The organism is Cellulomonas sp., from assembly GCF_017744555.1.
Classification (GTDB): domain Bacteria; phylum Actinomycetota; class Actinomycetes; order Actinomycetales; family Cellulomonadaceae; genus Cellulomonas.
Window position 1 is genome coordinate 1 of the sequence record NZ_JAGIBD010000047.1, and the last position, 21,119, is coordinate 21,119.

Genomic DNA, 21,119 nt, shown 5'->3' on the forward strand with positions numbered 1-21,119 from the left:
CCTCGACCTTGTTGCGGCCGGCCCAGGTGTTCGCCCTCACTGGTCCGCTCCCTTCGTGAGCTCGGCGTCCGACAGCGGCTGCGCCGGACGCTGCGGGAACGCCTTGCGAGCCCGTTTGCCCCACGGGGCGCCGTCGGACCGGACCACCTCGCCGGTCTCCAGCACCTGCTTGAGCCGGCGCAGGTCGTCGTCGAGCTGCTGGTGCGGTTCTTCGCCGAAGTACGTGGCGACCGCCTTGCCCACCTTCCCGCCCGGGACGTCGTACACCAGGACGACGAACACCTCGGTGCTCACACCGTCCGGCGCGGGCGCGAACCGGACAGTGCCGGCGTTGGGCACGTCGGCCTTCCCGGTCGAACGCCACACGATCTTCTCGCCGGGCACCTCGTCGACGATCTCCGCGTCCCACTCCACGTCCTTGCCGAACGGCGCGCTGGCTGCCCAGTGGCTCGTGCGGGCACCCGTGGCGCGGACCTCCTCGAGGTGCCCCATGAACCTCGGGAGGTTCTCCAGGTCGCGCCAGAAGGTGAAGACCTCCGGTGCGTGCTTGCGAACTGTCGTCGTGGCCGTCAGCTCCATGGCTCCTCCTTCGGTGCGCGTGCCCCTTGCGGAGTCGTCCACGCCGCCGATCTGGCGCACGATGCTCGGCGCCGCAAGCTGCGTCCCGTCCGGACCGGCCCTCGTCCAGCCGAGCCCGGGTCCTCGCGACGCACCTCGCACTACGTGGCTTTGAGGGCGTTGCCCATGCCAGCCGAGTCCAGGGTGCGTCCGTATCCGATCGACCGCACCCGGCCGGAGTCTGCGGTCCTCGGCGCCGCGGGCCGCGCCGGTCGCCCAGGGGCGCCGCCGAACTCGCTCACCGAGTCCCGACCGAGCGCGTGCGGGCCCGGTGTGGGCGGTCACCCGAAGTGAACGGAGTACACCGTCGCTCCCTCGGGACGTCGAGCTCGACGATCCCGAGCGGCCTCGTCGCCGTCGACCACCCCGCGACAACGACGACAGACGACGGCAACGGCCCGCGGGTCAGAGGTCCCTTCCGCGCGCGAGCGGTGGTCATAGCGTGTCCCGAACTCGACCTTCAGGGAGCACGTCATGACCGTCAGCACCGCGTTCCAGATGTTCGCTACCGACGCACCGGCCCACCATGCCGCATGGATGACTGCGGTCGGGTCGCTGGCTGCGGCCAGCTCGCTCGACGAACGCAGCGACGAGCTCGCCTACGTCGCCGTGCTCGCGGCGACGGGCATGCACTCAGGCCTGCCGTTCCACGTCCAGCGGTTGCGTGCGCTCGGCGCGACGCGCGACGAGGTGATCTCCGCGGTGCTCGTCGGTCTGCCGGCCGTCGGTCATCAGGTCGTCGCGGCGCTGCCCGTCGCCCTGGCGGCCTACGACGACGCTTCCTGACTCACGCGGTGACGATCCCGCCCGGCACGAACGGACCGGTGAGCGCGGTGAGATGGCCGACGCGGTCGGCGTCGAGCCGTCGTGCTCTCCGGCGGACGTCGTGGGAGCGCCGAGGCGGAAGCAGGTGGCACCGAGGGAGGTGAGCCGCCGAGTTCCCTTGCGCCCTCGTCGAGCTCGAGCACCTCACCGGTGCGCGCCGGACGTCCGTGGCCGACCGGCACCGGGCCTTGCCTCCCTCGTGCGACGCATGGACGGCGCCATGGCCCAGCACGTGCTGCCCCTGCCGGCTGGAACGGTCGGCACATGGGTCGGACCGACCCTGTCCGCGGCGGACAGCCTGCGGATCACGGTGCACGGGCGCGGGGCTCGTGGGTTGATGCCGCAGGCAGCGGTCGATCCGGTCGTGCTGGCGGCGATGATCGTCGTGCGGCTGCAGGCCGTGGTGTCCCGGGATCGGCGGGATCGACCCCGACACATACCGTACGGCGGAACGGGCGGGTCGCATCGACCAGGACATCCCCGTGAACCACTCCGCGACCTTCGCTCCAGTCGTCCAGCCCACCCTCCACCGGGCACCGAGACGCTCGTGGTGAGCGCCCTCGCCTGGTTCGGCCGGACCTGACGGCGCACGCCACACGGCTGCGCCAAGGCGCTCGGCTGCAATGCACCGTCGCTCGGACCGTTCGAGCCTGCTCAGCGAGGTCGCGCAGCGGACCCCGGCCGTGCCACGTCGCCGGGTTCGCCGTCGTCGGGGCAAGCCCGTCGCCGTCGTCGGGTCCCTGCACGACGGCCCGTAGCCCGCGGTACGAAGGCGCCCAACGGCTCGCACAAGGCAGTGTGCCGGGTCCGTCAGCCCAGCAGCGCCAGGAACTCCTCGGGCGTCACGATGCGGACGCCGAGGTCGGTGGCCTTCACGTACTTGCTGGACGTGGACGGCTCCGAGACGAGCAGCGACGTGGTCGCCGACACGGACGAGGACGCCCGCCCGCCGTGGGCCTCGATCAGCTCGGCGACGGTGGTGCGCGAGTACCCGGGGACCGAGCCGGACACGACGACGGTCATCCCGGCCAGGGCGAGTGCGCCGGAGGCGGACACGTCCGGCGACGTCCCGGTGTCCACGCCCGCGGCGACGAGCCGGTCGAACACGCCACGTGCCTCGAGGTCGTCGAGCCCGGCACGGATCGCCTCGGCCCTCTTCGGGCCGATGCCGTCGATCCCCGCGAGCGTCTCGACGTCGGCGGCGCGCAGCAGCGTCAGGGTCGGCAGTGCGGCGGCGATCCGTCGGCCCATCGTGCGGCCGGTCATGCGGATCCCCAGGGCGGTGATGATCCGGTTCCACGCAGAGCCCTTGGCGCGGGAGATCTCCGCGGCGATCTTCACCGCGTTCTTGGCGCCGAGCGTGCGGCCCTCGCCCAGCGGCAGGGTCGTCAGTGTCTCGACGTCGAGGGTGAACAGGTCCGCGATGTCCGAGACGAGGCCACGTTCGACGAGGGACTCGACGATCTCGGTGCCGATGCCCTCGATGTCGAGGGCGTCACGCGACACCGCGTAACGGATCAGCGCGCCCACGGACAGGCTCGGGTCGGTCGAGCGCCACAGCAGCGTGGACTTGTCCCACTCGCCGCCGTTCGGGTCGGTCGCCGGGGGAGTCCACGACACCGAGTCCGCGGGGCGCTCGTCGAGCACGACCGACTCGATGTACGGGATGACGTCGTTGGCCCGCTTGATGACGACGGTGTCGCCGACGCGCACGTCGCGCTCGAACATCCACGTGGCGTTGTGCCCGGTGGCGAACGTGATCGTGGTGCCGCCGACGAACACCGGCTCGACCTCGACGCGGATCGCAAGCCGGCCGGTGCGCCCGACGGCGGTGGTGATGGCGACGACCTTCGTGATCGCGGTCTCGGCCTCGTACTTGTACGCGATGGACCAGCGTGGCGTGCGCGACCCCATGCCGAGGCGGGCGCGGTCGGCGTCGGTGTCGGCCTTGATGACGATGCCGTCGATCGGGAAGCCGAGCACGGGGCGACGAGCGGCCAGCTCCGCGACGGCCCGGCGCACGTCGTCGGTGGTCGTGACGGGCACGCCTCCGGCGAGCCACGGGGCCAGCGCGCGAGCCGTGCCGATGCCGGCTTTCTCGACCTCGACGAGCCGGTCGGAGTACGAGGCCGTGACCGGGTCGGCCTCGATGACGTCGTACGCGGCGAAGGTCAGCAGCCCGGCGTAGGCGGCGTCGCCCTTGCGCAGGATGCCGGCCGCGCCGTTGCGCGAGTTGACGAACGGTGCGCCGCCCAAGGACGCGCGGGCGACCTGCGCGCTCGGGAAGTCGGTGTCGGCCATGAAGACCTCGCCGCGGACCTCGACGGACAAGGCGGTCGACAGCCGGGCGGGCAGGCCCTTGACGACCAGGGTGCGGACGCGGTCGGTGACGTCCTCTCCCGAGCGGCCGTCGCCACGGGTGGCGACCAGCGTCAGACGCCCGGCGGAATATGCCGCCCGGATCGCGAGGCCGTCGAGCTTCGGTTCGACGGCGACGGGACCGGCGATCGCACCGACCAGCGCGTCCAGGGCGTCCAGGGTCGGGGCCTTGTCGAGCGAGCCCATCATCGTCGGGTGCTCGACGTCGCCACCGGCGGACTGACCGGCGGCGACGGCGTCGAGCAGATCCGCGAACTGCGGCGCGAGCGCAGGGTCCTGGGCCACCGCGATGCGCAGCTGCTCGATGCCCGAGTCGTACTCGGCGTCCGACATCACCAGGGCGTCGGTGTCGTAGTACGCCGCGGCAGCGGCCCGAAGGCGCTCGGCGAGGGCGGTCAGCTCGGTCACGTCGTTCGCACTCCTGTCGTGGGTGGCACGTCCATCGGCCCTTAGGAGATCACGCCACGGCGGCGGGATGGCCCGCTCGCGGCTCAGAGCGGCCAGACGAGCGGGATGAGCAACGTCGTCACGACCAGCCACGCGGCCGCCAGGATGAGCCCCAGCCGCCAGTAGTCCCCGAACCGGTACCCGCCGGGCTCCTTGACGATCATGTTGGCGGGTGTCGCGATCGGGGTGAGGAACGACGCGGCGCCGGCCGCGGCGACGAGCATCAGGACCGGCGCGACGGACGCCAGGAGGCTGACCGCGGCGTCGGACAGGCGAGCTCCGAGTCTGCGCGCGGTGGGGGGTCGCCCCTGGGGTCAGAGGCCGAGTTGGCGCACGGCGGCTCGCAGCGTGTCGGCGCTGTGGCGCAGGGCGGCGAGCTCACCGTCCGACATCGGCGTCGGCAGCAGCCGGCCGGCGCCCGCGTGGCTGACCATCGTCGGGACGGACAGGCAGACGTCGCTGATGCCGCGGTAGTCGTCGACGAGCGACGAGATCGGCATGACCCGGAACTCGTCGTTCACGACGGCCTCGACCACGCGGGAGGCGGCCAGCGCGATCGCGTAGTAGGTGGCGCCCTTGCCCGCGATGATGTCGTACGCCGAGTGCACGACGTCGTGGGCGATCTCGTCGCGCACCTGCGGGGTCAGCTGTGCGGTCGGGATGCGGTCGTCGAGCGGCCCGAGGTCGAGCAGCGGCACGCCGCCGATGGTCGCCGCGGTCCACAGGGGGACCGCGGTGTCACCGTGCTCACCGGCGATGTACGCGTGGACGTTCTGGACCGCCACGCCGAGGTGCTGGGAGATGAGATACCGGAACCGTGACGAGTCGAGCACCGCGCCGGAGCCGAACACGCGGGACCGTGGCAGGCCGGAGACGCGCAGAGCCGCGTACGTGACGACGTCGACCGGGTTCGTGACCATGAGGTAGATGGCGTCGGGCGCCACCTCGACGAGCTGTGGCATGAGCGTCCGCGTCAGGCCGACGGTGCGGCTGGCCAGGTCGATGCGCGTCTCGCCCGGCTTCTGCTTGGCGCCGGCGGTCACGACCACGACGTCGGCGCCCGCGCAGGCCGCGATGTCGTCCGACCCGACCACGTGCGCCATCGGCATGAACTGGATGCCGTGCGCCAGGTCGAGCCCCTGCGCACGGACCTTCGCACCGTCGACGTCGTAGAGGACGACCTCACGCGCCGAGCCGCGCATCAGCACCGCGTACGCCAGCGTCGCGCCCACCGACCCCGCGCCGACGACCGCGACCTTCGCCGTCGGGCGCGTGGCCGAGCGACTCGCGCCGCTGACCGGGTGGCTGCCCGGGATCTCGCCGTCCTGCACGTCCATCGCCGCGTCCCCTCGCCGTGCCGTCGCACCGGAAGTCCCGCCGTGCCCCACGCTAGGGCCGCAGGCTCGCCGCGGCAGGTCGCGTCGGGACTGCTCGGGCGAGCAGCTCGCAGGGGCGGCGCCGCCCGTCGACGTCCTGCCGGCCCGACGCGCGGCGTCGGTCAGGGTGCCCCACCATGGGCCGATGACGAGCGAGGACCGCGCCGACCCCGACCACCGTCCGCCCGGCGGCGTCAGCGACGCCGTCGTCGAGGCCGTCGGCGGGGTGACCGCGGCGTTCGAGGTGATCGAGCACGCCCGAGGGATGCTCTACGCGTTCCACCGTCTCGTCGGTCGCGCGGACGCCGAGCTCGCGGAGGCACTCGGCCGGCTGTCCGAGGCCGGGCACCCGGACGTGGCCGACGAGCTGCGCGCCGAGGTCGTCGGCCGCAACGTGATCGAGGGCCGCTGGACGTTCCAGGTCGTCGAGGAGTTCGACGACGGGTACTACCGCACGTTCGCCGATGCCGAGCGTCGTGTGCGCGACACGCTGCTGGACGGGCGCCGGCACGTCTACGAGTCGGAGCTCAAGGAGCGCAACCGCACGCACGGCCGGCCAGGTCACGAGGCGCGGCCGACCTCGTGACCCGCACGCGACGGCGAGCGGCGCACGGCCGCGCTATCGCCCGCCGGTGAGGTTGCGCTCGCGCTGCGCGACGCCGGGGGCGCCGTACGGGTAGTCGTCGGCGACCGGCGCGCTCACGTCGGTGAGGTGGGCCAGCTCGTCGTCCGTGAGCCGCAGGTCGGCGGCCGCCAGGTTGTCGACGAGCTGGTCCACGGTGCGGGCTCCGAGGATCACCGACGTGACGGCGGGACGCTGACCCAGCCAGGACAGGGCGACCTGCGACATCGTCGCGTCGTGCGCCTGAGCCGTCTCCCGGACCACGTCGATCACGCGCCACGTCCGGTCGTCGGCGTTGCGCGCCTCCCACGCCTCCATCCCGCGCTGCGGGTTCTCGCCGAGGCGCGTTGCTCCCTCGGGGGGCGCGTCCCGGGTGTACTTGCCGGTCAGCCAGCCGCCGGCGAGCGGCGACCACGGCAGCAGCCCCATGCCGGCGTCGAGCGCCGCAGGGACGACCTCGTGCTCGATGTCGCGGACCAGCAGGTTGTACTGCGGCTGGAGGGTCACGGGCCGCGCGAAGCGGTGCGCGCGGGCGACGTGGACGGCCTTGGTGAGCTGCCAGCCCAGGTAGTTGGAGAACCCGTAGTAGGAGATCTTGCCGGCGGCGACAACGTCGTCGAGGAACGACAGCGTCTCCTCGACGGGCGTCAGCGCGTCCCACGCGTGCATTTGGTACAGGTCGACGTGCTCGACTCCCAGCCGGCGCAGCGAGGCGTCCAGCGCGTCGCGCAGGTGGCGGCGCGAGAGACCGAGGTCGTTCGGGCCGTCACCCGTCGGGAACCGGCCCTTCGTCGCGACCACCAGCTGCCTCGCGTCCGTCGGGTGCGCGGCGAGCCAGCGGCCGATGATCTCCTCCGACGCGCCCGCGGAGTAGACGTCGGCGGTGTCGACGAACGTGCCGCCGTGCTCGACGAACGTGGTCAGGATCTCCCCGGAGGTGGTCTCGTCGGCCTCCGCGCCGAACGTCATGGTGCCGAGGCAGTGCGTCGAGACGGCGGTCCCGCTCGTGCCCAGGAGTCGGTACTGCATGGCTGCTTCAGCTCCTCGTCAGGGTGACAGGTCGGTGAGCAGCGCGGGCAGCTCGTCGACGAGCTCGCGCGCGAGGTACCCCGTGCGGCCGACGCGCACCGCGAGCCGGTCGTCCGCGGTCGCGTGCAGGTGGGTGGCCCAGCACGCGGCCTGGGCCGGGTCGGCACCACGGCCGAGCAGCCCGACGAGCGCGCCGGCGAGCACGTCGCCGCTGCCGGACGTCGCGAGCCCCGGCGTGCCGGTGGAGACCTCCCACCGGTGACCGTCGGGTGTGCCGATGCGTCCCTGGCACGTGACGACCGCGTCGTAGCGCTTCGCCACCCGGTCCGCCGCCGACTCGTCGAGGCCGTCGTCGACGCCGAGCAGCCGGGCGGCCTCGGTCATGTTCGGCGTCAGGACGAGGCGGCCTCGCAGCTGCGCCGCGACGTCCTGCAGGCCCGGCAGGACACCAAGGGCGAACGCGTCGAGCAGCACGGGGGAGGAGCGGCGGACGAGGGGGACCAGGGAGGTCAGCAGGGCCGCGGTGCGGTCGGCGTCGTCCAGGCCGGGGCCCACCAGCACGGCGTCGGCGGCGTGCAGATCGTCGGCCAGGGCCTCGAGACCGGTGCCCTCCACGGAACCCTGCTCGGTCTCGGGGAGCCCGACCACGCCGGCCTCGGGCAGGGCGACCGCGAGCGGCACCGCGACCGACCGCGCGACCGCGAGCGTGAGACGCCCCGCACCCACCCGCAGCGCGGCAGTCCCGGCGAGCAGGACGGCGCCGGGTGTCGTGCGGGCACCGCCGACCACGACGACCTGTCCGCGCCCGTACTTGGAGCCGACGAGCGACGGCAGGGCCCAGTCGCGCAGGAGCCGAGGCGTGACGGTCTCAGTGCGGGTGGGCATCGGCGTCCCCGGGGTGCACGGTGGCAGGCGTCCCCTGCCGGTCGAGGTGGGCGTCGTCGTTGAACACCGTGAGCTCCCACCGGGGCGGGCCGGCCTGCTCGGAGGGGCGACGGACGAGTCGCGTGACGGCGGCGTTCCGCACGGGACTGCGTCGGCCGAGCTCGAGGACCTCTGTCTCGGTCAGGCGCTCGCAGATGTACCGGACGGTCATGAGGACCGCGTCGTGCGCGACCACGAGGACGCGGCGGTCCGCCTCCCAGCCGTCCAGGTCGGTGAGGAACGACCGCACCCGCAGCGTCAGGTCCGCCCACGACTCGCCGCCCGGAGGCCGGTAGTAGAACTTGCCGAGGTGCCGGCGACGCGCGGCCTCGGCCGGGAGGCGCTCGTCGACGCCGGTCGTCGTGAGCAGGTCGAGGATGCCGAGCTCACGGTCGCGCAGGCGCTCGTCCTGGTGCACGGGCAGGCTGAGCCCGGCGGCCTCGAGCGCGATCGTCGCGGTCTGCACGGCGCGCACGTACGGCGAGACCCACACGACGTCCGGACCTGAGGTGCGGGACGCCCCCTCGAGCCAGGTGCCGAGTGCGGTCGCCTGCTCGGCGCCGAGCACGGACAGCGGGGTGTCGGCGTCCCGCGTGTCGAGGTCGATGACCTCCTGCCGGCCGCGCTCGGCCGCCGACGCCGCGATGTTGCCGACGCTCTCGCCGTGCCGGACGAGCATCAGCTCCGTCACGCCCCTCCCGGCGCCGCTGTCGGTCGGGCTCACGCCGGCGGCTCGTCCTGACCGGACTCCTCGGCCGCGTCGGCCTCCGCCTTGGTGTGGTGCACCGCTCCGTCGGCGTGCTCGGGCGGTCCGTAGACGGTGTAGAGGATCAACGGGTTCTCGCCCGTGTTGAGGAAGTTGTGCTTCTTCCCGGCACCCACCACCACGAGGTCGCCCTGGGCGACGTTCCGCTCCTGGCCCGAGACGACGGCCTTGCCGGTGCCTGACACGAAGGTCAGGACCTGGTCGACCTCGTGCACCTCCTCACCGATCTCGCCGCCCGGCGGGATCGTCATGATGACGAGCTGGGTGTGCTCGCCGGTCCACAGCACCCGGCGGAAGTCCGGGCTCTGCTCGGCGACGGTCGCGATGGTCCAGTGGTCCATGGAGTCCTCACCTCTCGTGACGGTCGGTGTGGACATCTTGGAGCGGCGCGCGCAGTTCCGCCTGCGCTCCCGCGGCCGGACGGCTCACGGCATCGCCGCCGTGAGCCGTCCGGTTCCCTCAGCGCTGCAGCGTGAGCAGGCCCGGGCGGTAGGGGAGCAGCCCGTAGTCGCCGCCCGAGCTGGGCGAACGACCCTGGTAGAGCAGCTGCAGGTTGCACGGGTCGATGGTCATCGTCTGGTCGTTGCTGCTGCGGATCAGCTCACCGTGGCTGATGTCGTTGGTCCACGTCGCGCCGCTGTTCGCCTTGCCGGCGAACGGGTTGCTCTCGGACGCGGCCTGCGGTGTCCACGAGCCGGAGAGGCTGCTGGCGGTGAACGAGCGGAAGTAACGGCCGTTGGCGCCGATCGCCTCGACGATCATCAGGTACTGGTTCTGGCCCTTGACCTTGTACACCTGCGGAGCCTCGAACAGGTTGTTCGTGCTGTCGCTCATGACCGTGGTGTACGAGGAGCCGAAGCTGCCCGGGAAGTTCCCGATGGGCATGCTGGCGCGGTAGATCTTGCCGTTGTCCCCGGCGAAGAACAGGTACATGTTCGTGCCGTCACCGATGATCGTCTGGTCGATCGGGCCCGTGCCGGAGCCGGAGATGCTGCCCGAGAACAGCGTCTGCGGCGACGACCAGCCGTTCGGGTTCGAGGGGTCGTTCGACGTCCGGTACGAGAACGCGGCGCCGCCCCACTGGTAGGTGAGCACCCAGATGTTCTTCGGGGCGAAGTAGAACAGCGACGGCGCGACGGTCCCGGACGACATCGCGGTCTGCGACGCCGAGGCCATGTCGGACCAGTTCGAGAACAGGCCGAACGCCATCGAGCCCCACGACGAGCCGTTGTCGTGCGTCGTCGCGTAGACGAGGTGCTTGCCGTTGTACTCGGCGGTGGTGAAGTCCTTGAGCGACGCCCAGCCGGACCGCGGCGTGGCGAGCGCACCCGTGGAGCTCCACCGGTAGCTCGACGGCAGCGTGCACGAGCCGGTCGACGTCGGCGTGGGCGTCGGGTTCGAGCCCCCGAGCCGGACGAGCTGCCACTGCTGGTTCGCGCCGTTCCAGTCGGAGTACTGCACGACGTTCGCGCCGTCGGCCGTGGACGCGCCCTGCACCTCGACGGCCTTGCCGCTGTGCCGGGCGATCAGCTGGATGTACCCGTCGACGTCCTGGATGCTGAACTGCTGGTTCGTGGAGTTGTAGTCGGTGTACTGGATGATCGCGGCGCCGTCGGCGGTGGACTTGTTCGAGACGTCGAGCACCTTGCCCGACAGCCGGGACTTCAGCCGGTAGTAGCCGTCGCCCGAGCTGACGAACTGCCACTGCTGCTGGGCGCCGTCGTTCCGGCTCCACTGGGCGATCCGGGCGCCGTCGTTGGTCGCCAGGTTGTAGACGTCCATGGCCTTGCCGCTGCCACGGTTCACCAGCACGTACGACGCCGACGTGTCGATCGTCGCCGCGGTCGCCGCCGGTGCCGCGGCCAGTGCGACCATGCCGGTCACGACGACGCTCAGGGCGACGACCGAGGCCTGCCACCTCCGCCGCGTCGCGGTTCCTGGTGTCGTTCTCATGGGTGCCACTTCCTTCGGGGTCGTGGGGGTGGGCCGCCCGGTCGGCGGCCCACCCCCGATCCAGTTGTCGGTCAGCCGACGCGGACGAGCTGCCACTGCTGGTTGGCGCCGTTCCAGCTGCTGTACTGCACGACGTTCGCGCCGTCGGCCGTCGAGGCGCCCTGCACCTCGAGCGCCTTGCCGCTGTTGCGGTTGAGGATCGACGCGTATCCGTCGGAGACCGTGACGCGCCACTGCTGGTTCGCCGCGCTCGTGTCGGTCCACTGCACGACCGCCCCGCCGTCGGCCGTCGAGAAGCCGGAGACGTCCAGGTTCTTCGCGGAGAGCCGCGACCTGATCTCGTAGTACCCGTCGCCGGTGCCGACGAACTGCCACTGCTGGTTGCTGCCGTCGTTGCGGGTCCACTGCGTGATGCGCGCACCGTCGGACGTCGACTTGGCGTAGACGTCGAGCGCCTTGCCGCTGCCCCGGTTCACCAGCACGTACCACGCGCCCGCGACGATCGAGCTGTCGCCGCCACCGTTGTTGCTGCCCGCGTTCAGGGCGTTGAGGACGGCGGTGTACGCGGCCTTCTTGTTGCCGGACGAGTCGAACAGCAGCGGGTTGGCCCCGGTGCGCCACGAGTCGGAGTCCCGCACGCCCCACACCGTGATGCCGGTGCACCGCGACACCGCGAGGCAGGCGTTCGTGACGGCGGCGTACATGTTCGCCTGGTTGCCGCCCTGCTGGATGTCGAGCTCGGTGAGCTGGACGTCGACCCCGAGGTCGGCGAAGCGCTGCAGGTTGGCCTGGAAGTCCCCGGGCAGGCTCGTGCCGAGGTGCGCCTGGAACCCGACGCAGTCGATCGGGACGCCCCGGGACTTGAAGTCGCGGACCATGTTGTAGACGCCCGTGGACTTCGCGTTGATGCCGTCGGTGTTGTAGTCGTTGTAGCAGAGCTTGGCGCCCGGGTCGGCGGCGCGTGCGGTCTTGAACGCGACCTCGATCCAGTCGTTCCCGGTGCGCTGCAGGTTGGAGTCGCGCCGGCTGCCGCGGCCGTCGTCCGCGAACGCCTCGTTCACCACGTCCCACGCGTAGACCTTGCCGCGGTAGTGCGTGGCGACCTGGGTGATGTGGTTGACGAGGGCGCTGCGCAGGTCCGAGCCGGACAGGTTCTGCATCCAGCCGGGCTGCTGACCGTGCCAGGCGAGGGTGTGGCCGCGGACGCGCTTGCCGTTGCTCGTGGCCCAGTTGAGGATCCGGTCGCCGGCGGAGTAGTTGAAGCTGTTGCGCGAGGGCTCGGTCGCGTCCATCTTCATCTCGTTCTCGGCCGTGATCATGTTGAACTCACGGTTGGCGATCGACGTGTACGTCGAGTCGCCGAGCCTGCCCGCGGCGATCGCGGTGCCGAAGTACCGGCCCTTCTCGGCCGCGGACGCCCCGAGCGTCGAGGCGGCGTGCGCAGGGTTCGCCAGCCCGACGACCATCGTCAGGACCAAGCCGGCCGTGGCGGCGAGCGCTGTGGTGCGAGGTCTCCAGCCGTGCCGTCGCTCGAGTGCTTGCGTGGTGTGCATGGTCTCTCGCTCTCTGTCGTGACGGTGCGCGGGGGCGCGCCGTCCACCGGGTAGGGGTGCGCTCGCGCTCTCGACGTGTGCTCAGGTCGGGGCGTTCGGTCGCCGCGACTCCCGCCCTGGCGTCGTCGCCAGGGCGTGCTGGAGCGCACACGTGAGAGCGCCTGACCTCGCCGTGTTAGCGCTAACACGGCGAGACGCCGACACTCTGGCACACGGACACGCAGGGCCGACCCGGTGCAAATCGATTAATCCGTCGGGCTGCCCCTCCCGTTCGCCTTCCTCCGGATCGTCTTCGCGGCGAGGACGACCTCGCCGGCGCTCGCGTCGAGCGGGGCGCCCGCCGCGGTCGACGGGCCGTCGCCGTCCAGGACGCCTCGCTCGGGCGGCGGGCCGAGGTGAAAGGTTTTGACCGTGGAGCGACCCGCCGGACTCCTGCACTGTGAGCGCGAACAGCCGTGACCGGACCGGCGGGCTCCGCGACGTGCGTTCATCGATGTACATCACATCGCCCCCCGCCGGCGGTCTCCGGTCGTCAGTCCACCCGCGCGCGCGGGTGCCTACGGAGAGGCGCCTCATGACCAGGATCTCGGCACGACGGGGGGCGGCAGCGGCCGTCGCCTCCCTGGCCGCCGCCGCCACGCTCGCCGGCCTGCTGGCAGCCCAGCCGGCGCAGGCCGCGGAGAGCACGCTCGGTGCGGCCGCCGCGCAGAGCGGCCGCTACTTCGGCACCGCCATCGCGGGCGGCCGGCTCGGCGACAGCGCCTACACGACCATCGCGAACCGCGAGTTCAACATGATCACGGCCGAGAACGAGATGAAGCAGGACGCGACCGAGCCGAACCAGAACCAGTTCAACTTCTCCAGCGGCGACCGGATCCTCAACTGGGCGCAGAGCAACGGCAAGCGCGTGCGAGGGCACACCCTGGCGTGGTACTCCCAGCAGCCGGGCTGGATGCAGAGCATGTCCGGTACGACGCTGCGCAACGCGATGATCAACCACATCACCCAGGTCGCCACGCACTACAAGGGCAAGATCTACGCCTGGGACGTCGTGAACGAGGCGTTCGCGGACGGCGGGTCCGGCGGGCGCCGTGACTCGAACCTGCAGCGGACCGGCAACGACTGGATCGAGGTCGCGTTCAAGACCGCACGCGCCGCCGACCCGGGCGCCAAGCTCTGCTACAACGACTACAACACCGACAACTGGAACGACGCCAAGACGCAGGGCGTCTACAACATGGTGAAGGACTTCAAGTCCCGGGGCGTGCCGATCGACTGCGTGGGCTTCCAGTCGCACTTCAACCCGCAGAGCCCGGTTCCCTCCAACTACCGCACGACGCTGCAGAACTTCGCCGACCTCGGGGTCGACGTGCAGATCACCGAGCTCGACATCGAGGGCTCCGGCAGCGCGCAGGCGCAGAACTACGCGAACGTCGTCAACGCCTGCCTCGCGGTGTCGCGGTGCACCGGCATCACGGTCTGGGGCGTGCGTGACTCCGACTCCTGGCGCTCGTCCGGGACCCCGCTGCTGTTCGACGGCTCGGGCAACAAGAAGGCCGCGTACACGAGCGTGCTCAACGCGCTGAACAGCGCGACCCCGTCGCCGACCCCGACGACGCCGACCCCCACGCCGACGACGCCCACCCCGACGCCGACGACGCCCACGCCTACCCCCACACCGACCCCGACGCCGACGCCGCAGCCCGGCTCGGGATGCACCGTCGTGTACGCGGCGCCGGCCCAGTGGCAGAACGGGTTCACGGCCAACGTCAAGATCACGAACCTCGGCCAGCCGATCAACGGGTGGACGCTGACGTGGGCGTTCCCCGGCAACCAGACGATCACGCAGGCGTGGAGCACGGCCGCGACGCAGAGCGGGTCGCAGGTCACGGCGAGGAACGTCGACTACAACCGCACGATCCCGACCGGGGGCACGATCGAGTTCGGGTTCAACGGTGCGTACAGCGGCAGCAACCCGGCGCCGACGAGCTTCACGCTCAACGGCACGCCGTGCAACGGCGCAGTGAACCCGACGCCCACGCCCACCCCGACGACGCCGACGCCGACGCCGACCACGAGCACCCCGACGGGCACCCTCCCGTCGTCGTTCAGCTGGTCGTCGAGCGGCATCCTCGTGAGCCCGAAGCCGGACGGCTCGCACTCGGTGGCCGGCGTCAAGGACCCCTCGGTGGTGTACGCCGAGGGCAAGTGGCACGTGTTCGCGTCGATCGCGTCGTCGGCCGGGTACAACCTGCAGTACACGAGTTTCTCGGACTGGTCGCAGGCCGCGTCCGCGACGCCGTACTACCTCGACCGGTCGGCGATCGGCACGGGGTACCGGGCCGCGCCGCAGGTGTTCTGGTTCGCGCCGCAGAAGCTCTGGTACCTCGTGTACCAGACGGGCGCGGGCGGCTCGTACTCGACGACGTCGACCATCTCCGACCCGTCGTCGTGGTCCGCGCCGAAGAACTTCTACTCGTCGCAGCCGCAGATCATCACGAACAACATCGGCGACGGGTACTGGGTGGACTTCTGGACCGTGTGCGACACGTCCATGTGCTACCTGTTCTCGTCGGACGACAACGGCCACCTGTACCGGTCGGAGACGTCGCTCTCGAGCTTCCCGAACGGGTTCACCAACACGGTGATCGCAATGCAGGACTCGAACCGCTACGCGCTGTTCGAGGCGTCGAACGTCTACAAGATCGCCGGTCAGAACAGCTGGCTCATGCTCGTCGAGGCGATCGGCTCGGACGGCAAGCGGTACTTCCGGTCGTGGACGGCCCCGTCGATCACCGGCACGTGGACCCCGCTGGCGGCCTCGGAGTCGACGCCGTTCGCGCGGGCCAGCAACGTGACGTTCCCGAACGGCGCGTGGACGAAGGACATCAGCCACGGCGAGATGGTCCGCTCGGGCACCGACCAGGCCATGGAGATCAGCCCGTGCAACCTGCGGTACCTGTACCAGGGCATGGACCCCGGGGCGTCGGGCGACTACAACTCGCTGCCGTGGCGGCTGAGCCTGCTGACGCAGACGGGTTCGACCTGCTGAGGTCACTGGTCGACTGACGACGGACGCCCGGTCGCTGGCCAGAGGACTGCGACCGGGCGTCCGTCCGCGCGGGGCGCGGTCGGTGCCCGACCGGCACGTCACGACCGCGGGGGACACCACCGGCGCTGGGCGCGGCCCGGTGGTGTCCCGCTCCGTCGGCGAGGTCGCGCGCTCGGTGCGCCGGCTCGGGGAGACGTCCGCCAGGCCGGTCGCGGACGCGCGGTTCGCCTGGGTCCTCGTCCGGTAGATTGCGGCTGCCCGCCTGCGAACGCGCCCGGGGCGCTGCGCCCGCGCGGCTCGCTCGACGACCCGGAGGGGATGCCGTGGCCACGATGGCCGACGTCGCGCGCCGCGCAGGCGTCTCCGCGAAGACGGTGTCGAACGTCCTCAGCGGTTACCCGTACATCAAGGACGCGACGCGTGAACGCGTCCTGACGGCGATCGACGAGCTGGGCTACGAGCTCAACGTGACCGCGCGGATCCTGCGGTCCGGGCGGAGCGGCGTCATCGGGCTGGCGGTCCCCGAGCTGGGGCAGCCGTACTTCGGCGAGCTGGCCGACGAGGTCCTCGCGGCGGCACGCCGGCACGACCTGCAGGTGCTCATCGAGCCGACGGGCTTCACACGCGACGGCGAGCTCGAGGCGCTGCGAGAACCGCGACGGCGGCTGGTCGACGGCCTGGTGTTCAGCCCCGCCGCCCTCGACCAGGGCGACGCGCACCTCCTCGAGGACCTCGGGTACCCGCTCGTCCTGCTCGGCGAGCAGATCTTCTCCTCGCGCGTCGATCACGTCACGATGCACAACGTCGAGGGAGCGCGTGCGGCGACGGACCTGCTGCTCGACGTGGGGCGCCGCCGGATCGCCTTGATCGGCATGCTGCACGCGCCGACCGCCGGTTCGGCCACCTTGCGCTTCCGGGGGTACCGCGAGGCGTTGGAGGCTCGCGGCCTGGCGGTCGACGAGCGGCTCTTGGGCTGGGCGGACGACGGGTGGCACCGCGCGAACGGGGCTCGGGCCATGGCTGCGGTGCTGGACTCCGGCGTGCAGGTCGACGGTGTCGTCGCGCTCAACGACGCGCTCGCGATCGGTGCGATGTTCGAGCTCCAGGTGCGTGGGCTGTCGATCCCGCGCGACGTCGCGGTCGTCGGGTTCGACGACATCGAGGACGCCCGGTACTCGGTGCCTGCGCTGACGACGGTCGACCCGGGTCGCCGCGAGATCGCCGAGGTCGCGGTCGACCTGCTGCGCCGCAGGCTGGACGAGCGGACGAGCGCCGTCGGCTCGCCGCGCCCGCCCGTCCTGCACGTCGCGGACCTGCGGCTCATCGAGCGCGAGAGCACCCCGACCCGGCGCCCCTGAGCCCGGTGGAAGGAGCGCAGTGATCGACGAGCACGCGGACGCCGTGACCTTCCGCGCCGACGCGGCCCGGTTCGCCGCGACACTGCCGCGCGCGCTGCCGGCGCTGCCGAGCGGGACGTACGAGGTCGTCGACGTGGGTCCGGCCGCCCCGGTGCGGCGCCTGAACGTCTACCGACCCGCGGGGCCCGGCGTCCCCGGGGTCTTCGTGAACCTGCACGGTGGTGGGTTCGTGCTCGGCTCCGCGCAGGACGACGACCCCTACTGCCGGCTCCTCGCCGACGCGTCAGGCTGCGCGGTGGTCAACGTCGACTACCCGCTCGCGCCCGAGCACCCGTACCCGGCGGCGGTGCACCAGACCTACGACCTGCTCGCGTGGATCGCCGAGCACGGCGGCGTGCTCGGCGTCGACGGCTCGCGCCTGGCCGTCGGCGGGCACAGTGCGGGCGGCAACCTCGCCGCCGCGTGCGCGCTCCTGGCTCGTCGGCACGGGCGTCCGCTGCTGCGCGGCGTCGTGGTCGACTACGCACCGCTGGACCTGTGGACGCCGCCGGCGGACAAGCTCGTCGGACCTGTGCGGGACGACCCCGGCGCGACCGCCCTGGCCGAGGCCGGGGCACGGTTCAACGCCTGGTATCTGCCCGACCCGGCGAGCGGGGCGGACGAGCTCGCGTCGCCCGTGCTGGCGTCGGACGTCTCCGGCCTGCCCCCGACGTTGGTGCTCACCGCCGAGCGGGATCTCCTGCGCGCCGAGGGGGACCGGTACGCGGCGCGACTGTCCGCGGCGGGGGTGCCGACCGAGCACGCCGTGTTCCCCGGCTGCGGGCACGGATTCACGCACGTCGGGCCTGAGGAGCACGCCGCCGCCGCCTGGGCACGGATGGCGGCGTTCGTCCGCCGCGTGGTCGGAGTCGCGGCGACGTCCGACACTGTGCGGGCCTGACACCGAAAGTTCCGGCGATCACCCGTTCGGATGCGCTGTGCCACCAGACGTTCGGACGCCGCCGGACCGCGTGGAGCGGCGTTCTCCACCGTTGAACTATGCACGTTGGAGTGAATAATCGTTTCGTTCTAGGTTTCGAAAGTATCAAACGGCTCTGAACGGTTGACCTGTTCGGAGCGCGTGGCAAAAGGTGACGTGCCCGGCATCCGCGCCGGTTGCACACACCCCAAGGAGGGATCGATGACGACCCCACGCCAGCGAAACCGCGCCCGTCTCCTCGGCGCCGGCAGCCTGGTGGCTGCCACGATTGCCGTCGCCCTGGCCGTCCCGGCGCAGGCCGCCGGCAGCACCCTGCAGGCCGCCGCAGCCGGCTCCGGCCGCTACTTCGGCACCGCCATCGCGGGCAGCAGGCTCAACGACAGCACCTACTCCGGCATCGCGAACCGCGAGTTCAACATGATCACGGCCGAGAACGAGATGAAGGCCGACGCGACCGAGCCGAACCAGAACCAGTTCAACTTCTCCGCCGGCGACCAGATCCTCAACTGGGCGCAGAGCAACGGCAAGCGGGTCCGCGGCCACGCGCTCGCCTGGTACTCGCAGCAGCCCGGGTGGATGCAGAACATGTCCGGCTCCGCGCTGCGCAGCGCGATGCTCAACCACGTCACCCAGGTCGCGACCCACTACAAGGGCAAGATCTACGCCTGGGACGTCGTGAACGAGGCGTTCGCCGACGGCAGCTCCGGCGCGCGGCGCGACTCCAACCTCCAGCGCACCGGCAACGACTGGATCGAGGCCGCGTTCAAGGCCGCCCGTGCCGCCGACCCGAACGCCAAGCTCTGCTACAACGACTACAACACCGACAACTGGAACGACGCCAAGACCCAGGCCGTCTACAACATGGTGAAGGACTTCAAGTCCCGCGGCGTGCCGATCGACTGCGTCGGGTTCCAGGCCCACTTCAACTCCCAGAGCCCGGTCCCGTCGAACTACCACACCACCCTGGGCAACTTCGCCGCCCTCGGCGTGGACGTGCAGATCACCGAGCTCGACATCGAGGGCTCCGGCACCAACCAGGCCAACCAGTTCCAGGGCGTCGTCCAGGCCTGCCTGGCCGTCGCGCGCTGCACGGGCATCACGGTGTGGGGCGTGCGTGACTCGGACTCGTGGCGCGCGTCCGGCACCCCGCTGCTCTTCGACAACTACGGCAACAAGAAGGCCGCCTACACCAGCGTGCTCAACGCGCTGAACGCGGGTGGCACGACCACGTCGCCGGACCCGACGTCGACGTCCCCGAACCCCACGAGCACGTCGACCCCGACCCCGACGCCGACGACGACGACGACGCCGCCCTCCGGCAACCCCAGCTGCACCGCCACGTACTCCGAGGGCGAGAAGTGGAGCGACCGGTTCAACGGCACCGTGACGATCCGGGCGAACACCAACATCAGCAGCTGGACGTCCTACGTCACGGTGAACTACCCGCAGCGGATCATCGCGACATGGAACGGGTCGCCGACCTGGCCCTCGTCCAACGTGATGATCATGAAGCCGAACGGCAACGGTGCGCTGTCCGCGGGGCAGACCGTCTCGTTCGGGTTCACCGTCATGCACGGCGGCAACTGGACGTGGCCGGGCGTCACCTGCACGGCCTCCTGACCGGCTGACCCGCGAGCCGGCGGGCGCGACCTCCTCGCGCCCGCCGGCTCGCCTGCGTCAGCCGGGCGGCTCCGGCGCTCGACCTGCGGGGCCGAGCGGCGACAGCGGTCCCGTGACGCGGACCTCGACGGGGACGCCGTCCACCCGGCGCGGCACCTCGACGTCCTCGTCGAGCACGTTGACGCGGAGCACGTACCCCGCGTCCCGGCGGACCAGACCCACACCGCACACGCCGTCCCTCGCGCCGAGACGGGTGCGCAGCCTCCGCTGCGCGCCCCGCGCCTGCTCGAGCGTGCAGACCCCCGTGCCCCGTCCGTCGGTGAGCATCGCCACGCACCTCCCTGACACTTCGAGTGAACCGCGCGCGCAGCTGGCCGCGGAGAGCCGAAGGTCCCGTCCTGGCAGCGCGTCGCGCGAGCCCTGCCGAACGGGTGAAGAAAAGGGACCCAGGTCCCGGGACGGCGCCGGTCCGCGAGAGGAACGTGGAGACAGCCGGGAGTCGCCGGCGATCGCCCGGTGCACCGACGCGCAGGAGCGAGGAGGCATCTCATGCGTACCGACGGACCCGTCGTGGTGGCGCTCGACGGCTCAGGAACCAGTGCTCACACCCTCGAGTGGGGCGTGGCGGAGGCGGTGCGGCGACAGGCGGACCTGCTGCTCGTCAGAGGTGTGGACGACTGGCTGGCCACGGCGTGGAGCTGGTACCCGAACGTGGTGGCGGACGACCCCGAGGCGACGGTGGTGACGTACCTCGCGGAGCAGAGGGCACAGGTGCTCGCGCGGCATCCCGGGACCGCGGTGAGGACCCAGGTGCTGCACGGCCACGTGGTGCCGGCGCTGCGCGAGCTCAGTGCGGGCGCGCAGCTCCTCGTCGTCGGGGCACGGACGCGCACGGGGCGGGCACGGACCGGGTCGACCGGGGTGCACGTCGCCGCGCACGCTCGCTGCCCGGTGACGGTCGTGCGCTCCGACCCCGGCAACCCGGTGGGCCCGGACGCGGCCGTCGTCGTCGGGGTGGACGGCTCGCCGACCTCCATGACAGCGGCGCACGCTGCCGCTCGAGAGGCCCGCGCGCGCGGACGGTCGCTGACCGTCGTCCACGCGCGCCCGACGATCCCCGACCCGTTCGGTCGTGGGAGCGTCCCACCGCTCGCGACCGACGACGAGGACGACCCGACCCACAAAGCGGCGCAGGTGGTGGCCGAGTCGCTGCGCGCCGAGCACGGCGGCCTCACGGTCGACCTGACGCTCGTCGACGACGACCCGGTCGACGCGCTCGCGCGCCTCTCGCGCGACGCCGCACTTCTCGTCGTCGGCTCGCGGGGGCTCGGCGGCTTCCGAGGCATGCTGCTCGGGTCCGTCAGCTCCGGGGTCATCCGCGAAGCGACGTGCCCGGTGCTCGTGGTGCACGACGACAGCTGACGCGTTGCGGGGCCGGCGTCACCGGTGGGATGCAGGCGACGCCCGCCCTCGGGCCGACGACCAGCGTCTCCGACGATCGCGGGGCTGCTGATCATCGGCGCAGCAGAAGAGCCCGGCAGGAGGGAGCCGGGCTCTTCTGCTGCGCTCACCGCAGGATCTGCACGTCGGCGTGCTCGAGCTCCGAGATGTCGTCGGA

The 21,119-nt window shown here is 71.7% G+C and carries 18 protein-coding genes; 7 read left to right on the forward strand and 11 right to left on the reverse strand.

Annotation, left to right across the window (positions count from 1 at the left end; all coding sequences use genetic code 11):
• Positions 1 to 36: 36 nt before the first annotated feature.
• Positions 37 to 579 (reverse strand): SRPBCC family protein, encoded by a 543-nt coding sequence (locus J7523_RS18850; protein ID WP_291890150.1) that lies wholly within the window; start codon positions 577 to 579, stop codon positions 37 to 39.
• A 513-nt stretch (positions 580 to 1,092) separates the two neighbouring features.
• On the opposite strand from J7523_RS18850, the gene J7523_RS18855 reads away from it, so the two are divergent.
• Positions 1,093 to 1,404, forward strand: a complete 312-nt coding sequence (locus J7523_RS18855) for a carboxymuconolactone decarboxylase family protein (protein WP_291890151.1) — start codon at positions 1,093 to 1,095, stop codon at positions 1,402 to 1,404.
• Between the two features lie 849 nt (positions 1,405 to 2,253).
• Here J7523_RS18855 and ligA read toward each other — a convergent pair.
• From ligA to J7523_RS18870, 3 genes are all read right to left on the reverse strand, one after another.
• Positions 2,254 to 4,230: an NAD-dependent DNA ligase LigA gene (ligA, locus tag J7523_RS18860; RefSeq protein WP_291890152.1), complete on the reverse strand. Its 1,977-nt coding sequence runs from the start codon at positions 4,228 to 4,230 to the stop codon at positions 2,254 to 2,256.
• An 83-nt stretch (positions 4,231 to 4,313) separates the two neighbouring features.
• Positions 4,314 to 4,541 carry an anion permease gene (locus J7523_RS18865; protein WP_363267337.1) on the reverse strand — a complete coding sequence of 76 codons (228 nt, stop codon included), beginning with the start codon at positions 4,539 to 4,541 and terminating at the stop codon, positions 4,314 to 4,316.
• Between the two features lie 42 nt (positions 4,542 to 4,583).
• Entirely contained in the window at positions 4,584 to 5,606 is a 1,023-nt protein-coding gene (locus J7523_RS18870) for an L-lactate dehydrogenase (RefSeq protein ID WP_291890153.1), read from the reverse strand.
• Positions 5,607 to 5,790: 184 nt separating this feature from the next.
• Here J7523_RS18870 and J7523_RS18875 point away from each other — a divergent pair, with 184 nt between their 5' ends.
• Entirely contained in the window at positions 5,791 to 6,231 is a 441-nt protein-coding gene (locus J7523_RS18875) for a hypothetical protein (RefSeq protein WP_291890154.1), read from the forward strand.
• Positions 6,232 to 6,264: 33 nt separating this feature from the next.
• Here J7523_RS18875 and J7523_RS18880 read toward each other — a convergent pair whose 3' ends face one another.
• The 6 genes from J7523_RS18880 to J7523_RS18905 form a co-directional block, all read right to left on the reverse strand.
• A complete protein-coding gene (locus J7523_RS18880; protein WP_291890155.1) occupies positions 6,265 to 7,296 on the reverse strand; it encodes an aldo/keto reductase in 1,032 nt (343 codons plus the stop codon).
• Between the two features lie 18 nt (positions 7,297 to 7,314).
• Positions 7,315 to 8,181, reverse strand: a complete 867-nt coding sequence (locus tag J7523_RS18885) for an NAD(P)H-hydrate dehydratase (protein WP_291890157.1) — start codon at positions 8,179 to 8,181, stop codon at positions 7,315 to 7,317.
• Positions 8,165 to 8,911, reverse strand: a complete 747-nt coding sequence (locus tag J7523_RS18890; RefSeq protein WP_291890158.1) for a histidine phosphatase family protein — start codon at positions 8,909 to 8,911, stop codon at positions 8,165 to 8,167. The genes J7523_RS18885 and J7523_RS18890 overlap by 17 nt, the downstream gene beginning before the upstream one ends.
• A 29-nt stretch (positions 8,912 to 8,940) precedes the next feature.
• Entirely contained in the window at positions 8,941 to 9,327 is a 387-nt protein-coding gene (locus J7523_RS18895; protein ID WP_291890159.1) for a cupin domain-containing protein, read from the reverse strand.
• A 118-nt stretch (positions 9,328 to 9,445) separates the two neighbouring features.
• Entirely contained in the window at positions 9,446 to 10,939 is a 1,494-nt protein-coding gene (locus tag J7523_RS18900) for a non-reducing end alpha-L-arabinofuranosidase family hydrolase (RefSeq protein WP_291890161.1), read from the reverse strand.
• 71 nt (positions 10,940 to 11,010) lie between these two features.
• Entirely contained in the window at positions 11,011 to 12,492 is a 1,482-nt protein-coding gene (locus J7523_RS18905) for an endo-1,4-beta-xylanase (RefSeq protein WP_291890162.1), read from the reverse strand.
• Between the two features lie 574 nt (positions 12,493 to 13,066).
• Between J7523_RS18905 and J7523_RS18910 the strand changes: the two genes are divergently transcribed.
• From J7523_RS18910 to J7523_RS18925, 4 genes are all read left to right on the forward strand, one after another.
• On the forward strand, positions 13,067 to 15,544 hold the full coding sequence (locus tag J7523_RS18910; protein ID WP_291890163.1) for a non-reducing end alpha-L-arabinofuranosidase family hydrolase: 2,478 nt from the start codon (positions 13,067 to 13,069) through the stop codon (positions 15,542 to 15,544).
• Positions 15,545 to 15,876: 332 nt separating this feature from the next.
• Entirely contained in the window at positions 15,877 to 16,902 is a 1,026-nt protein-coding gene (locus J7523_RS18915; protein ID WP_291890170.1) for a LacI family DNA-binding transcriptional regulator, read from the forward strand.
• Between the two features lie 19 nt (positions 16,903 to 16,921).
• Positions 16,922 to 17,842, forward strand: a complete 921-nt coding sequence (locus tag J7523_RS18920; RefSeq protein WP_291890164.1) for an alpha/beta hydrolase — start codon at positions 16,922 to 16,924, stop codon at positions 17,840 to 17,842.
• Positions 17,843 to 18,082: 240 nt separating this feature from the next.
• Positions 18,083 to 19,501 (forward strand): endo-1,4-beta-xylanase, encoded by a 1,419-nt coding sequence (locus J7523_RS18925; RefSeq protein ID WP_291890165.1) that lies wholly within the window; start codon positions 18,083 to 18,085, stop codon positions 19,499 to 19,501.
• A 57-nt stretch (positions 19,502 to 19,558) separates the two neighbouring features.
• On the opposite strand, the gene J7523_RS18930 is transcribed toward J7523_RS18925, so the two are convergent.
• On the reverse strand, positions 19,559 to 19,828 hold the full coding sequence (locus J7523_RS18930; protein WP_291890167.1) for a hypothetical protein: 270 nt from the start codon (positions 19,826 to 19,828) through the stop codon (positions 19,559 to 19,561).
• Positions 19,829 to 20,050: 222 nt separating this feature from the next.
• Between J7523_RS18930 and J7523_RS18935 the strand changes: the two genes are divergently transcribed.
• A complete protein-coding gene (locus J7523_RS18935) occupies positions 20,051 to 20,923 on the forward strand; it encodes a universal stress protein (RefSeq protein WP_291890168.1) in 873 nt (290 codons plus the stop codon).
• Positions 20,924 to 21,119: the final 196 nt, after the last annotated feature.

Coding starts and splice junctions, on each gene's coding strand:
- J7523_RS18900 (WP_291890161.1), bottom strand. CDS start 10,939: ATGAGAACGACACCAGGAACCGCGACGCGGCGGAGGTGGCAGGCCTCG.
- J7523_RS18895 (WP_291890159.1), bottom strand. CDS start 9,327: ATGGACCACTGGACCATCGCGACCGTCGCCGAGCAGAGCCCGGACTTC.
- J7523_RS18925 (WP_291890165.1), top strand. CDS start 18,083: ATGACGACCCCACGCCAGCGAAACCGCGCCCGTCTCCTCGGCGCCGGC.
- J7523_RS18870 (WP_291890153.1), bottom strand. CDS start 5,606: ATGGACGTGCAGGACGGCGAGATCCCGGGCAGCCACCCGGTCAGCGGC.
- J7523_RS18935 (WP_291890168.1), top strand. CDS start 20,051: ATGCGTACCGACGGACCCGTCGTGGTGGCGCTCGACGGCTCAGGAACC.
- J7523_RS18855 (WP_291890151.1), top strand. CDS start 1,093: ATGACCGTCAGCACCGCGTTCCAGATGTTCGCTACCGACGCACCGGCC.
- J7523_RS18875 (WP_291890154.1), top strand. CDS start 5,791: ATGACGAGCGAGGACCGCGCCGACCCCGACCACCGTCCGCCCGGCGGC.
- J7523_RS18850 (WP_291890150.1), bottom strand. CDS start 579: ATGGAGCTGACGGCCACGACGACAGTTCGCAAGCACGCACCGGAGGTC.
- J7523_RS18930 (WP_291890167.1), bottom strand. CDS start 19,828: ATGCTCACCGACGGACGGGGCACGGGGGTCTGCACGCTCGAGCAGGCG.
- J7523_RS18905 (WP_291890162.1), bottom strand. CDS start 12,492: ATGCACACCACGCAAGCACTCGAGCGACGGCACGGCTGGAGACCTCGC.
- J7523_RS18915 (WP_291890170.1), top strand. CDS start 15,877: ATGGCCGACGTCGCGCGCCGCGCAGGCGTCTCCGCGAAGACGGTGTCG.
- J7523_RS18885 (WP_291890157.1), bottom strand. CDS start 8,181: ATGCCCACCCGCACTGAGACCGTCACGCCTCGGCTCCTGCGCGACTGG.
- J7523_RS18910 (WP_291890163.1), top strand. CDS start 13,067: ATGACCAGGATCTCGGCACGACGGGGGGCGGCAGCGGCCGTCGCCTCC.
- J7523_RS18880 (WP_291890155.1), bottom strand. CDS start 7,296: ATGCAGTACCGACTCCTGGGCACGAGCGGGACCGCCGTCTCGACGCAC.